General features: G+C 52.9%; 12 protein-coding genes. 7 read left to right on the forward strand and 5 right to left on the reverse strand.

Going from position 1 to position 14,566, the window contains the following annotated elements:
- Positions 1-59: 59 nt before the first annotated feature.
- From HMPREF6485_RS01730 to HMPREF6485_RS01740, 3 genes are all read left to right on the forward strand, one after another.
- Positions 60-617 (forward strand): outer membrane beta-barrel protein, encoded by a 558-nt coding sequence (locus tag HMPREF6485_RS01730; RefSeq protein ID WP_004344250.1) that lies wholly within the window; start codon positions 60-62, stop codon positions 615-617.
- Between the two features lie 476 nt (positions 618-1,093).
- Positions 1,094-1,561: a transcription elongation factor GreA gene (gene greA / locus HMPREF6485_RS01735; protein WP_004341530.1), complete on the forward strand. Its 468-nt coding sequence runs from the start codon at positions 1,094-1,096 to the stop codon at positions 1,559-1,561.
- A 12-nt stretch (positions 1,562-1,573) separates the two neighbouring features.
- On the forward strand, positions 1,574-1,972 hold the full coding sequence (locus HMPREF6485_RS01740; protein WP_004341531.1) for an HIT family protein: 399 nt from the start codon (positions 1,574-1,576) through the stop codon (positions 1,970-1,972).
- 101 nt (positions 1,973-2,073) lie between these two features.
- Here HMPREF6485_RS01740 and HMPREF6485_RS14215 read toward each other — a convergent pair whose 3' ends face one another.
- Together HMPREF6485_RS14215 and HMPREF6485_RS01750 are read right to left on the reverse strand one after the other, a co-directional pair.
- Complete coding sequence (locus HMPREF6485_RS14215; protein ID WP_004344251.1) at positions 2,074-2,397, reverse strand: hypothetical protein; 324 nt, start codon at positions 2,395-2,397, stop codon at positions 2,074-2,076.
- 113 nt (positions 2,398-2,510) lie between these two features.
- Positions 2,511-3,599, reverse strand: a complete 1,089-nt coding sequence (locus HMPREF6485_RS01750) for a mannose-1-phosphate guanylyltransferase (protein ID WP_004344252.1) — start codon at positions 3,597-3,599, stop codon at positions 2,511-2,513.
- A 342-nt stretch (positions 3,600-3,941) separates the two neighbouring features.
- Here HMPREF6485_RS01750 and HMPREF6485_RS01755 point away from each other — a divergent pair, with 342 nt between their 5' ends.
- From HMPREF6485_RS01755 to HMPREF6485_RS01770, 4 genes are all read left to right on the forward strand, one after another.
- Positions 3,942-6,317 (forward strand): ABC transporter permease, encoded by a 2,376-nt coding sequence (locus tag HMPREF6485_RS01755; protein WP_044125708.1) that lies wholly within the window; start codon positions 3,942-3,944, stop codon positions 6,315-6,317.
- 85 nt (positions 6,318-6,402) lie between these two features.
- Complete coding sequence (locus HMPREF6485_RS01760) at positions 6,403-8,802, forward strand: ABC transporter permease (RefSeq protein WP_044125712.1); 2,400 nt, start codon at positions 6,403-6,405, stop codon at positions 8,800-8,802.
- Positions 8,803-8,912: 110 nt separating this feature from the next.
- The gene (locus HMPREF6485_RS01765; protein WP_004344255.1) at positions 8,913-9,575 is read left to right on the forward strand and encodes an ABC transporter ATP-binding protein; all 663 of its coding nucleotides are present in this window, start codon (positions 8,913-8,915) and stop codon (positions 9,573-9,575) included.
- Positions 9,576-10,373: 798 nt separating this feature from the next.
- Positions 10,374-11,864, forward strand: coding sequence for a flotillin family protein (locus HMPREF6485_RS01770; protein WP_004341540.1), 1,491 nt, complete (start codon positions 10,374-10,376; stop codon positions 11,862-11,864).
- 117 nt (positions 11,865-11,981) lie between these two features.
- On the opposite strand, the gene HMPREF6485_RS01775 is transcribed toward HMPREF6485_RS01770, so the two are convergent.
- From HMPREF6485_RS01775 to HMPREF6485_RS01785, 3 genes are all read right to left on the reverse strand, one after another.
- Positions 11,982-12,428, reverse strand: a complete 447-nt coding sequence (locus tag HMPREF6485_RS01775) for a hypothetical protein (protein ID WP_004344257.1) — start codon at positions 12,426-12,428, stop codon at positions 11,982-11,984.
- Complete coding sequence (locus tag HMPREF6485_RS01780) at positions 12,425-13,417, reverse strand: GNAT family N-acetyltransferase (RefSeq protein ID WP_004344259.1); 993 nt, start codon at positions 13,415-13,417, stop codon at positions 12,425-12,427. Before HMPREF6485_RS01780 ends, HMPREF6485_RS01775 begins: the two co-directional genes overlap by 4 nt.
- Positions 13,418-13,545: 128 nt before the next feature.
- Positions 13,546-14,373, reverse strand: a complete 828-nt coding sequence (locus HMPREF6485_RS01785; RefSeq protein ID WP_004344263.1) for a hypothetical protein — start codon at positions 14,371-14,373, stop codon at positions 13,546-13,548.
- Positions 14,374-14,566 lie beyond the last annotated feature (193 nt).

Genomic DNA, 14,566 nt, shown 5'->3' on the forward strand with positions numbered 1-14,566 from the left:
TCAGGAATATCAGTCCGTAAAAGGACTGAATAATTAAGAACTATTTTAAAAAGGAATTTATGAAAAAGTTTTTGATGACTGTAGTTGCAACTGCTTTAGTTGCTGTAAGTGCTAACGCACAAGTTTATGTAGGTGGCAACTTCGGTGTTGCAAGTTCTAAGGTTAAAGGTGGCGAAAGTGTTACCACCTATGCCGTTCTCCCCGAGATTGGCTACAACCTCAACAAGGATTGGGCGCTTGGCACAACCGTAGGTTTCGGTAAGGGCACTCCCGTCGAGATTGAAGGCGAAAGCTCCAACTATCTCACCGTGGCTCCCTATGCCCGCTACACTTTCGTTCACTCCAAGTTCGTCAACGTGTTTATGGACGGTGGTTTCGGTTACACACACTACAACCACGCAGGCGACCCCCTCTCTACTTCTGTTGACGTATGGAACGTAGGTTTGAAGCCCGGTGTGGCCGTTAACCTCAGCAGCAAGTTCAGCTTCGTTGCCCATGTAGGCTTCCTCGGTTGGAAAACCAGCAAGCCCGACTACGATGGTGCCAAGAGCAGCAATGCTTGGGGCGTGGATCTCGATGGCAACAACGTGACCTTCGGTTTCTACTACAACTTCTAATCTGGCGTGGCTCCGTGCCGGAGCCTACACCGGAAGAGAAATACAAAACCGCCGCTTGAATGAAATCGTTCAAGCGGCGGTTTTCTTTGTTGATGCCGCTGTTGCCGGCGTGCATCTATACTAAGGTGAAAATTATGGGCATAAAAAATGGGGCTCCGCCGAGTCCCAACCTTTTGTTAACCTTAAATCTAATACTATGAAAAACACAATGCAAAGATAAGCGTTTTCTCTTAAACCGCAATGAATATTGCAAAAAATCACACATACAGCACTTATTTCTTGATTTAAATCAATCAAAAGGCACTTATTGGTACAAAATATTTGGCTATATAAAAAAGAATACCTATCTTTGCAAAAGTAGAACAAGGAAATACTGAGATAATCGAGGATATGGATTCCGACATGAACTGATGTCGGAATTCTTTATTTTATTGTCTCCGGGAAAAGCTATTATTAACTAATAAAAATATTGAATTATGGCTTACATGTCACAAGAGGGCTACGACAAGCTCGTAGCCGAACTGAAGCGCTTGGAGTCTATCGAACGCCCGAAGGCTTCAGCAGCAATCGCAGAGGCCCGCGACAAGGGCGACTTGAGTGAAAATTCGGAATATGATGCGGCCAAGGAAGCACAGGCTCACCTTGAAGATAAGATCAATCGCATGAAAACAACCATTGCCGAAGCAAAGATTGTGGACACCTCGCGCCTGAGTGCCGATGCCGTGCAGATACTCTCAACAGTGGAAATGACCAACATGGGCAACAAGGCCAAGATGACCTATACCATCGTGAGCGAGAGCGAAGCCAACTTGAAAGAGGGCAAAATATCCATCAAGACCCCTATCGCCCAAGGCCTGCTGAACAAGAAGGTGGGCGATGTGGCTGAGATCAAAATTCCCAGCGGAACCATCAAACTGCGCATTGACAAAATCACCATCGAATAAGAAAGGGGCAACATGAGCATCTTCTCAAAGATAGCTGCGGGGGAAATCCCGAGCTACAAATGCGCCGAGAACGATAAGTTCTACGCATTTCTCGACATCAGTCCACTGGCCAAAGGGCACACGCTTGTGATTCCACGCCGGGAGACGGACTACATCTTCGACATGGAAGACGGCGAACTGGCCGACTTTCAGGTGTTCGCCAAAAAGGTGGCTACGGCACTCAGGGCGGCTTTCCCTTGCAAGAAGGTGGCACAGGTGGTGCTCGGACTCGAAGTGCCCCATGCCCATATCCACCTCATTCCGATCAACAGTGAGGCTGATGTGGATTTCCGCAAGGAGCATCTCAAACTCTCGGAAGCCGAATTCAAGGAAATCTCAGAGAAGATTTACGCCGAATTCAAGAAACTCTGACAGCCTGCCTGACTCTGTCCAAAGGCAGGGGTAAAAAGAAAAAAGGCGAAGAAGTAAAAGGGTAAAGGATGAGATGAGTACACGCATTGGTCACACACACATCATGATTTGGTGAAAGGTGTCTCCGCAAAATGCCGCGCGATGGCGAATAATATTAACAAAAACACTTCCGCCAAAACGATCCATCCAGAACCGAAAGCCGGCTTTAGAACACCCGAAAAGCCGATCCATATTCCCATTTGGGCTCTTCGAATTTGCAAAAGAGCCACACTTGAAAGCTGAAAGGGCCACAGTTCCGCTGCAACTGTGGCCCTTTTGCAAGCCCGTTTTGGCCCTTTCAGCCCCGTTTTCGGGTCAAATTTTGTGTTCACAAAATTCAAACGACTGATTATCAGTGTTTTAAAAACGTCGCCAAATTTGCGCATTTGCGTCGGGCAGGGCGTTTGTCGAGAATATCGCAAGCAGAGAGGCCGAAAACGAACAAATAATTTAACAATCGTCATCCGGCAGTTTCCCAGCCGGACAGCGACCGGTCCGTTCAGACAAACTCCTCCCCTTTCTTCATCCGCACCTCGTTGACATACTTGCGTATCAACGACGAAGAGTCTTCCTTCTTGCAAATGAGAAGCACATTGTCCTTCTCGGCGACGATGTAACCGTCGAGCCCATTGATGACCCCCAGCCGTCCGTGTGAGAGTTTGATCACGTTGTTGCGGCAGTCTTCAAGCAGCACATCGCTGTCCACCACCACGTTGTCTCCTTCCCCCTTGCTCATGGCCTCATAGATGGTGTGCCACGTTCCGAGGTCGGCCCAGCCGAAATCACATTTCATCACATACACGTTTTCCGACTTCTCGAGTATCGCAAAGTCTATCGAGAGATTGGGATAGGAGGGGAAGTTCTCCTTCATGTAAGCATCTTCATCAGCCGGTGAGACTGCTCGGTCTTCCCCATTGAACAAACGGAGCACCGGAGGCAACACCCTTGAGAAGCATTCCTGAAGGTTGGCCACATTGGAAATGTAGATGCCGGTGTTCCAGTAAAACTCCCCACTGTCTACAAACATGCGGGCAAATTCGCGGTCGGGCTTCTCCGTGAACGCCTTCACCCGATAGAGGTCGTGCCCCTCCTGCTCCCCCAACTGAATGTAGCCATAGCCCGGTTCGGGCCGCGTGGGCTTGATACCCAAGGCAAGGAAACAATCGCGGGAAGCTACAAACTCGAGTCCCTCTTGCACATTCTGGCTGAAAGCCTCCTCGTTGAACACCGTCTGGTCGGAAGGAATCGTGATGATGCAGGCCTCCGGATTGAGACGCGCTATGCGGTAAGTGGCCCAGGCTATGCTTGGGGCAGTGTTGCGATGAATGGGTTCCACCAGCAAATTGTCGGCCGGCAGCTCAGGCAACTGGCTGCGCACAAGGTCGGCATACTGCATATTGGTATTGATGAAAATATGACCCGGTGGAATAATTTTCGCCATCCTGTCGTAGGTATTCTGCAACTGCGTGCGCCCGGTTCCGAAAAAATCAACAAACTGCTTGGGATATTGTTCACGGCTGCATGGCCATAATCTCCTGCCTTTGCCGCCGGCCAGTATCACACAAAAGTTATTATCCGTATTGGTCATATACTATTAGGTTTTGTTTTCCATTGCGAATATACAAATTAAAAACGGACAAGCCAACTAATTGCCCACACATTTAATAATGTTCCACAAATCCAAACACTATTTAGAGTATCCCTCTTCCCCCTCCATCCCCTGTCCAATTATTAGGCAGCGGTGTCCAACATTTAGACACACACACCTTTAATGGTTTTCACCTAACATGCTAACCACCAACACTTTGCCTGTTTTGGCATGGCTATTGTTCGAAAAACGTAAAGGAAACGTGCCCATCAAGGCACCATCAACCAATCTTCCTCCCGTTCGCCCATGTCGGATGCGGAAAGACAACAAAGAAGAAAAGTCATGATCAAGAATCTGAAATCAGCCATTCTCAACCTCCCCCGCAGAGGCCGGCACAACGTTGCCAAAATACTTTGTCTGGGGTTCGGCCTTGCCATCGGTGCCGTCCTCATTGCACAAGTGTATTTTCAGGAAAGCTACGACACCTTCTTTCCCGAGGCGGACCGCACCTATCAAATATATGAAGAGTACACCATCGACGGCGAACACGATGAGGGAGAGAAGACCAGTGGCGGTGTGGCGCAGGGCGTGAAGAGCTACTGTCCGCAGGTGGAAGCCGCCACACGCTCCACTCAGTTGCTGGGTGATGCGTTGTTTGCAGTGGACAACGACCGGAAAATCTCGCTCAACGCCTATCTGGCCGACAGTTGTTTCTTCGATGTTTTCCCGCAAAAGATAGGACAGGGGAAAGCCAAGGAAACCCTGTCGCGCCCATTCTACTGCCTTGTCAGCCACGAAGTGGCCGGCCGCATCGGCGGCAATGTCGTAGGCCGGCATCTCACTTGCAAGGAATACCCGGGACTCACGTTCACCATCGGCGGTGTCTTCGACGACTTTCCCTACAACTCCTCCCTCCACGGCACCGACCTCGTGATAGCCTTGGGCAGCATCGGAAAGATGATGTACGACGGATCCGAGCGATGGGTGGGCAATGACCGCTACCGCTCCTACGTGAGGTTGGCGCAGGGCAAGACACCGGCAGACCTCCGTTCCAACATAGAAAAGATGCTGCGGGAGAAGATTCCGCAAAAAGAGTTGAAGAAAGCGGGTGTCACGATGGACTATGACTTGAAGCTCCTCAACGACATCTACACGGGCGATCCGTATGTCAAAACCATGAGCCGGATACTCCTGCTGCTGGCCTTTGTGCTGCTGTTCTCGTCGGTAATGAACTATCTGCTCATCGTGATAGGCAACATGGTGGGCCGCACACGGGAGATGGCGGTGCGCAAATGCTTCGGTGCCGACCGCACAGACATCGGCAGCATCGTGTTCTGCGAGGCTGTGGTGCACATCGCGTGTGCCGTGGTGCTGGCGGGATTGCTCATCTTTGTGTGCAAGGGCACCATTGAACAGCTCACCGCCACGCCGGCATGCGCGCTCCTCCTCAACCGGGGCGGTCTGTTCCTTCTCTTGGTGTTGGCTGCCATGTTGCTCCTCGGCGGCGTGTTGCCCGGCTTTCTCTACTCGGCCGTCCCTGTGGCAACGGCCTTTCACGGCTATGCCGAGAGCCGCCGAAAGTGGAAACTTGCCTTGCTCGCCTTCCAGTTTGCAGCAGCCTCTTTGCTCCTTTGCCTACTCCTCACCATCGCCCGGCAGTATGCTTTCATGGTGGGATTCAATCCGGGCTATGACTATGATAACTTAGCAGTGCTCACTATCGACGGGGCCACTGTCCAACAAAAGGAGAAGTGCATCGCCGACCTGCGGAAGAAAGCCTACGTGGCTGCCATCTCCTCGGCCGACGCACTGTTCATCAACGGGCAACCGGGCAACAATGTGACGCTTCCGACCGACGACCGGGAGCTCTTCAACGCAGCCGACCTCAACAACGTGTCCGACGGCTTTACCGATCTCATGGGACTGAAAGTCGTGCAAGGACGCAAGTTCACGGAGCAGACAGACAGCCTGCGGGAAGTGATGGTGAGCCGCAGTTTTGTGGAAGCCATGAAGAAAACAGCTCATTGGAATGACAATGTGGTAGGCAAGCGCGTGTGCATCTCAGGGCACAGTGGCGACGCCAATGTACCTTTCACCATCTGCGGCGTGTATGCCGACGTGCGGCTTCATTCGTTCAGCAATCCCGACGAGCGGCCAAGCGTGATGTTCTACAACCGCCGGCCGGCGGCCCATCTCCTCATCAAGTTGAACGACATGAAGGAGGCTGACATGACCGACATCATGAACAAAGCCACCATGATGTTTCCCGATAACAAGGTGTCGCTGCACAGCTATGCTTCCATGCTCGCCAACCTCTATCATGCACAGCAGTCTTTCCGCACAGCCGTACTGGTGGGTGGAATGGTGACACTCATCATCGCACTGCTCGGACTCATCGGTTATACCACCGACGAGGTGAACCGCCGGCGCAAGGAGATAGCCGTGCGCAAAGTCAATGGCGCCCGCTTGCAAGACATCCTCCGACTCTTCGTGGGCAACATTTCGTGGGTAGCCGTCCCGTCGCTTGTTGTCGGCGGCATAGGCGCCTACATCGTTTCGGCCGGCTGGATAGAGCAGTTCAGCGAGCGCGTCACGCTCAATCCGCTGCTGTTCGTGTGGTGCATCGCCCTCATTTGGGCAACCATCATTTCGGTAGTCGTCTTCAACAGCCTCAAAGTGGCACAAGGCAACCCTGTAGACTATCTGAAAGACGAGTGAAATGGTTCGCCAACTTAAAAGGCAAGCAACTCGTCAACTCACCCACTTGTCAACTGTCAGACAATTCGTTAATTCCAATAAAGACATGAAAGAATTATTCAACCTGAAATCTTACTTCACGTTCCTCTCACGGAACAAGATCTACACGGCCATCAACGTGTTCGGGCTGTCGGTGGCTTTGATGTTTGTCATGCTCATCGGGCTCTACGTGTGGCAGGAGACCAACGTCGACCGACAGCACTCCAAGGCCCACCGCATCTACTTGGTGGGCACAAATTTTGACGCCCAAGGGTCTGATGGCACCGACGGCACACACCACGCCGTGGCCAGACATCTGCGCAAGCACTATCCCGAGATAGAGCGCACGTGCGGTTTCACCTTGAACAGGATAGACATAGCCCACGACGATGAGTTCGTCACAGCCCAAGCGCTGATGACCGACTCCACCTTTTTCGACTTCTTCGACTTCCCCCTCCTACAAGGAGACCGGCAGACTTGCCTGAAAGACAGACAAGGAACGGTGATTACGCAGCGGTTTGCCCGCAAGCTCTTCGGCACCGACAATGCGCTCGGGCGCACCATCGTGTGGAACGACAGCATACGCTTCCGGGTGACAGGAGTGGTGGCCGATTTCGACAACACCATCATCAACCAAGACGTGGACATGCTCGTCGACTTCTACTACGAGAAGTATTTCAATCGGGCAAGCATTGATGAGACCTTCCCGGGCATGGTGAATTTCACCGGCTCGTGCGTGCTGGTGATGGCCCGCGAGGGCACCGACTTCATGGCGCGGGAGAAAGGGCTCACGGCATTCTTCACGTCGTTCTGGCCCAGCTTCAATAACGGTGCCTTCAAATGCAGGGCCACGCTCACACCCCTCGACCGACTCTATCTCACTAAATACAATTCTGACTACGATATCCTGCGCCACGGCAACAGCCGGCTGGTGACCATCCTGCTCGTGGTGGGGCTGGTGATACTGCTCTTCTCGGTGATGAACTACATCAACCTCACCGTGGCCCAGTCGGGCTACCGGGCCCGCGAACTGGCCACGCGCCGCCTTTTCGGTGCACAGAAGCGCGAAGTGGGGCTGCGCTTGGTGCTGGAGAGCGTCGTGCTCTGTCTGCTCTCCTTAGTGATAGCCATAGCCTTTGCATGGGCACTCACGCCCCGGTTTGCCGAACTGCTCAATGCCCGTATCGATTTCGGCACCATGCTCCACCTTGCCGTCTTGGCAGCGATGTTCGGTTCGGCCGTGCTGCTGGGTGTCGTGGCCGGTGCTTTTCCGGCGGCAGTCATGTCGAGGGTGCGGCCCATTGAGGTGGTACGGGGCGCATTCCGACAGCAAACCAAGATGGTCTTCTCGCGCGTGTTCATCACCTTGCAGAATGTCATCACCATCGTCATGCTCTCCTGCGCGCTCATCATGTCGGCCCAGATGCAACACCTGGTCAAGGCACCGCTCGGTTTCCATACCGACAACCTGATGTGCATTTACGGGGGTGGAGCTTTCGACAACAAAGACTTCCCCACATTCGTCAACCGCCTGCGGCAGCTGCCTTTCGTCACCGGTGTGGCCCCCGCCATGGGAACACCCGCCGACGGCGGCAACAACAATACTGTCATCGATGAAAAAATGTCGAAGAGTTTTCAGATGTTCATCGCCACGCCCGAGTGGATGAAGCTCTACGGCATCACGCTCAAGGACGACCACCACGTAGCTGCCCGCCCCGTAATCTACCTCAACACGCAGGCTCTGCACGACCTCGGGATGAAGCCCACCGACACACACATGAGCGAATACTACAAGAAGACGGGATTTTACGGGTTTCCGAAAGATGCTGCTTTCGGCGGTGTGATGAACGACTTCCACATCCGCAACATTCTGGAAGACAACAGCCACCCCATGCTGCTGCTCATACAAGACAAGGTGGAGGAACCGTGGAGCGTCACCATAGGCTGTTCCGGAGGCAGTCCGGCCGAAAACTTCCGCGAAGTGCAGCGAGTGTTCAAGGAAGTGTTCCACCGCGACCTCTATGACCAAGGCCGCCCTTACGTGAACCAACAGATAGAAGCAGCCTTCGAACACGAACTGCGCACCTCGCATATCGTCTCCATGTTTGCCTTCATTGCCATCATCATCTCTCTGCTAGGGCTCGTGGCCATGTCCACCTACTTCATTCAGCAGCGCCGCAAGGAGATAGCCGTGCGCAAGGTGTTCGGCTCCACGAGCAACCAGATGCGCCTGCGCCTCGTCCGCACCTTCCTGCTCTACGTGCTCGTGGCCTTCGTCGTGGCCGTGCCCATCGTGTGGTATTTCATGGCTGGGTGGATCTCGCAATACGCCTACCGCATCGTCTGGTGGCCCTGGCTGCTCGCTGCGGGTGTCATCGTGCTGCTCATCTCCTTTGCTGCCGTGGCCGTGCAGAGCTATGTGGCCGGCAACGAAAACCCCGTGAAACATATCAACGAGAATCAATGACCGGAGCCTGAGAGGTCGGAGAGTCCCCTCCCCGGCCTTCCTTGGTCCTTTCAGTTGCCCATTCTCCATCAACATCTTTAATTCCCGATAATTCTTAAAACAAAAATACAATGATTAAAGTAGAAAAACTCAGCAAGTCGTTTCGCACGGAAGAAGTCGAGACGATAGCACTCAACAACGTATCATTTGAAGTGGCCGACGGTGAATTTGTGGCCATCATGGGCCCCTCAGGTTGCGGCAAGTCCACACTACTCAACATCCTCGGACTGCTTGACAATCCCACGGGCGGACAATACTTCTTGGACGGTCGTGAGGTGTCGGGGCTGCAAGAGAAAGACCGCACCGACGTGCGCAAGGGCGAAATCGGCTTTGTCTTCCAAAGTTTCAACCTCATCGACGAACTCAACGTCGAGGAAAACATCGAATTGCCCCTCACCTATCTCACCATCCCCAAGGCCGAACGCCGGCAAAAGGTGCAGGCCATCATGCGGCGCATGGCCATCAGCCACCGCGCCAAGCACTTCCCCCACCAGCTCTCGGGCGGTCAGCAGCAGCGCGTGGCCATCGCCCGTGCGGTGGTGTTCGGTCCCAAAATGATTTTGGCCGACGAGCCCACCGGTAATCTCGACTCCAAGAACGGTGCCGAAGTGATGCACCTGCTCACCGAACTCAACCAAGAGGGCACCACCATCGTCATGGTGACCCACAGCGAGCATGACGCCTCCATCGCCCACCGCACCATCCGCCTCTTCGACGGACAAATCGTGGAATAAAAGGTAAAAGGGTAAAGAGGTGGAAAAGTAAAAGTCGGCATCCCACACTTCGTGCCGGCTGTGATATGGTAGATCGCTTTCCGTATCCTACAGTAGGGGCAGTGTTTTATGCCTGCCCGCACGCCCGGAGGGCGTATGCAACATTCAAAAATTTAAAGATACAAAAGGTCAAATATTAAGATATCCCTGCTTCCCTTTGCCTATTTACAGCCCGGCCGATGCTTGACAGGGAGACCACCGGGATAGAATAATTTGTCAAACTAATTATTCGTTTTCAGCCTCTCTGCTTGCGATATTTGCAACCGACAACCACTTGGGCGCAAATAAGCGAATTTTGGCAACACTTCCAAACCGTTGACAATCAGCTGTTTGAATTTTACTGACATGAATTTAGGTCTAAAAAGGGGCCTAAAAAGGCCCAACCGGGCTTGTAAAAGGGCCACAGTTGCAGCGCAACTGTGGCCCTTTCAACTTTCAACTGTGGCTCTTTCGCAGGTCTGGAGTGGCCGAATGGGAAAATCGGCGGGCTTTTCCGGTGGTCTAAGGCCGGCTTTCCATTCTGGCCGGAGAGTTTTTGCGGAAGCACTTTTGTTAATATTATTCACTGCGTTCCGGCATAGCATGGAGACAGTGTTCACCGATTTCTCATTGGTAACACCTAACACCTGCCACCTAACACCCACCCCCCGCCCCACCGATGGACAAAAATGATAAAAAAATAGAAACGGCACCATTATTTTAAAGAAATATTATTATATTTGCAACACATTTTTATTACAAACTTAAAAAACAGATACTATGTTTGCTAATCCGTTTACGCTTTATGCCATCATTGCCGCAGCCGCCGTGCTGCTGCTTTTCTTCGTGTTCACATCCTATGTCAAGGCACCACCTTCCTACGCGTTCATCATCTCCGGTCTCAGCCGCGAACCGCGCGTACTCATCGGTTCCGGCGGTTTCCGCATCCCGTTTCTGGAGCGTCTCGACCGCGTTTACTTAGGACAAATCACGGTAGACATCAAAACCGAGGAGAGCGTCCCCACCAACGACTTCATCAATGTTGATGTGGATGCCGTGGCCAAGATACGCGTCACTCCGAACGCCGAAGGCACCCGGTTGGCCGCCAAGAACTTCCTCAACATGACCCCTGTCATGATTGCCGAACAGTTGCAGGATTCGTTGCAGGGCAACATGCGTGAAATCATCGGTACGCTCGACCTCCGTTCGCTCAACACCGACCGCGACGGTTTCTCGGATCAGGTGATGCAGAAGGCGCAGCACGACATGGCCAAACTGGGCATCGAGATCATCTCGTGTAACATTCAGAACGTGACCGACAAGGAAGGGCTCATCCACGACCTCGGTGCCGACAATACGGCCAAAATCAAGAAAGACGCTTCCATCAACCGGGCCAACGCTGAACGCGACGTGAAGATACAGGTGGCTCACGCCGACAAGGATGCCAACGACGCCCGGGTGGATGCCGACACGGCCATCGCCATGAAGAACAACGACCTGGCCTTGAAACGCGCCGACCTCAAGAAGCAGGCCGACACGGCGCAAGCCGATGCCGATGCCGCCTACGCCATCCAGCAGCAGGAGCAGCAGAAGACCATCAACATCAAGACCGTCGAGGCTGAAATTGAAAAGACCAAACGGCAGCAGATCCTCTCGCAGGAGCAAATCATCATCAAGCAAAACGAGTTGGCAGCCGAGGTGGAGAAGAAAGCCGATGCCGACAAATATCAGGTGCAGAAGAACGCTGAAGCCGATCTCGAACAGCGCAAGCGCATAGCCGAGGCCCAGCGCTACGAGGCCGAGCAGAAGGCACAGGCACAAAATGCGGCATCCGATGCCACCCGCTACCAGTTGGAGCAAGAGGCACAGGGTATCAAGGCCAAAGGAGAGGCTGAGGCCTACGCCATCTTGAAGCGAGGGGAAGCCGAAGCACAGGCAATGGACAAAAAGGCTGAAGCCTACAAGAAGTATAACAACGCGGCCGTGGCGCAAATGATGATAGAGGTGCTGCCGCAAATCGTCGAAAACGTAGCCAAGCCTATCAGTGCCATCAAGGATGTCAACATCTACAGCGGCGACGGTCAGGGCATCAGTGCGATGAGCGGCAACGTGCCTGTGGCCATCAAGCAGGCCTTTGACGTGCTCAAATCGGCCACGGGTGTGGACATGGCCGACATCATGAAGGCCGGCTCCATACAGGCCAAGACCACCCGCAACATCAACCTCAATCCCGAAGCACAGGAGATTGCCGATGGCCTTAAAGACGAATAATCAGCAAAAAGAAATACTGAAAACGGCCGCTTGGTCCAGATTCCAAGCGGCCGTTTTACCGTATAAAGCATCAAGTGCAGAATGGAGATGCCGCACTCCGGGCGGCTTTCCATCAGTTTATATCAATTTGGAGTTTTGCAGTTTGGTGAGATAGTTCTGCCAATAAGTGATTTTCTCCTGCACCTTCTGCTTGTCAACAAATCTGTTCAGGCGCGAATCGCTGAGCTGGGTGTTGAGCAAGAAGACATAGTGCTCCACCAGTTTGGCCTTTTCGCGGGCCGTCTTCTTTTTCGGATAGCCTCGCTTGGCGGTCTCACGTGCCCACTGGTCGGAGTTGGCGTTGATTTTCCGGGCCGTGGCCTGCAGGTCGGCGACAAAGTTCTCTCGGTAGGCCTTCTCCTCGGCAGTCTCCTTGCCGGCCGCCAACAGTTCGTCTACACTGATGCCGGCCTTCTGCTCCGCCTGACTGCCTGTGCCCCCGATGGGCTCGTAGGTGGACTGGGCGAATGCTGCCACCGGCAGCATGGCCAATGCCATAACGGCAAAACGTAATGTCCTATTCATTTCTTCTCTTTATAAATTATGTTGTTGGCACCGCTTGTCAGCTTCAGTGCCTCGGGATGCTCCTCAATGAAACTGTTGATGTGCCGCACGCGCTTTTCCTCCAATATCTCGTCGACGGCTATCAGAATGCCCGTCTCCTCCACCTCGCCGAAACCATAGTTGATGGCCGTCCCGAAGAGTTTCATCGTGGGACTGAGGTTCATGTAGGCATTGACGAGCGGCGGAATGTTGTATCCCAGCTTGCGTATCTCACGATTGAGGATGCGATAGTCCTCCTTGAAGTCTGTCGCCGTGAAAAGCCGTTCCAGTTCCGTCTCCGGAGTCTCTATGACAAGCGGTTTCATCGGAATGACGAGATTCTCCTTGTCATCGAAATGTTTCTTGAGGAAATAGAGTATCATGTCACGCCCGCGGCGGATGTAAGAAGGATACATGGTCATCTTACCGAAGAAGTATTTCAAGTCGGGATTGATGACCGTAAGGGCTCCCAGACCGTCCCAAAGGTTGTCGAGGGCGAAAATGCTCTTGCTGTTGACCCGCACGTTCTGATACTCCAGCGACACGAAAGAGCGTCCCAACTCCACGGTGTAGGGCATGTAGTCGGTCAAGAACTTCTCGGAGAAATGGAACATGTGACTGGTAGCGAGCAGTGGTTGGCCATTGCCCCCCATCTTCCAATCCTTGCCCGAGAGATAGCGATAGCCACCGATGATCTCGTCGGCCTCGGGATTCCATACAATGAGCTGCTTGTAGCATCCCTCGCCGGCATCAAATTCATCAATATCTACGGGCTTTCCCGTGCCGCCACCGGCCGTCCGGAAAGCTATCTCGCGCAGTCGCCCGATCTCCATCATGACATTCGGCGAGTCGTTGCCCGTGATGATGTAGATTTCGTTGTGGCTCTTGTTGGTCAAACGAAGCTGTTTGTCGGGTGTCAACTCGCTTTTCAGCAGTTCCTTACTGACCGGCCGGATGATCTCTTGTTCCATTTACATTTCTATACTGGTGAGACAGAAGCACTGCAAGGGTCTGCCCCTACAGGTTGCACCTCATCCTCTATTTCTTTTATTGTTGATTCTCTGTTGCTGCCTTCCCTTCCCGGGACACTGCTGCCGGACTACAGGTCATAAACCCTGTCTTCCACAAATTTAGCCCATTCCACCGCGCTTTTGCTCTTGTCGAACGTCTGCCACGGAATGGGTTTGCCAATAGCCACACGAAAGGTCTTATGGACATTCTTGTACATCTCGTCGACCAGAAAGAGCATGGCGATGTTGAACTTGATGTGGAGTGCCTTGCAAACATTGGCCAGCAGATAGAAGAAGTCGCTGTTGCGGCCGCCGAAATGGATGGGAACGACATCGCGGTGACACTCCACACTCTTGGTGATGAAGGTCTTTTTCCAGTCCACATCGTGTATCTGTCCACCAATCTTGCGCGAGCAAAGCCCTGCGGGGAACATCAGCATGTGGTTGTCACTTTGGAAACCGGCCTCGACCATCGCCGGAAAGTTGCGCGTATGGGCCCCGGTCTTGTTGATGCCGATGCTTACGGGCTTCAATCCCGGGAGGTTGAGCAACAAGTCGTTGACCAGATAGCGGAACTTCCCGTCGTAGTGACGGCCGATGAGAGCCCCGAGTGCCACGCCGTCGGCCCCACCGAGCGGATGGTTGGAGACAAAGGTATAGAGCTTGCCATCGTCCTTAGCAGGCAGGTTTTCCTCGCCCACGATGTCCAACGTCATGTCAAGATAGCGGACACACGCTTCGAGCCATTCCGTACCCACTGTGTGGCGACTCTCCCATAGAAAGCGATTCACCTCATCTTCATGCACAATATGCTTGAGCCATGACACAAGAAATCCCGGGACAAAACGGGCTTTGTCACCCATTTTCCCCTTCAGAATCCGGTCAATGTCAATCGTTTTCTCTAAGTCCCCATTCATGTTGTCCCAAAGCTAACACCATGCAAAAATAACGCAAAGTTTTTAAATACGTTACCTTTTTCCGTAAAAACTTCAAAAAAAACATACTTTTGATAGATTTACCGGCATAAAAAACATACCATTGACGCGACAAAACCGACAACTTCGCACAACGGCCCACGCCCCCCAACCAAGACGAATGAGGCAAAAGGAT

The sequence above is a fragment of the Segatella buccae ATCC 33574 genome (assembly GCF_000184945.1).
Taxonomy (GTDB): Bacteria; Bacteroidota; Bacteroidia; order Bacteroidales; family Bacteroidaceae; genus Prevotella; species Prevotella buccae.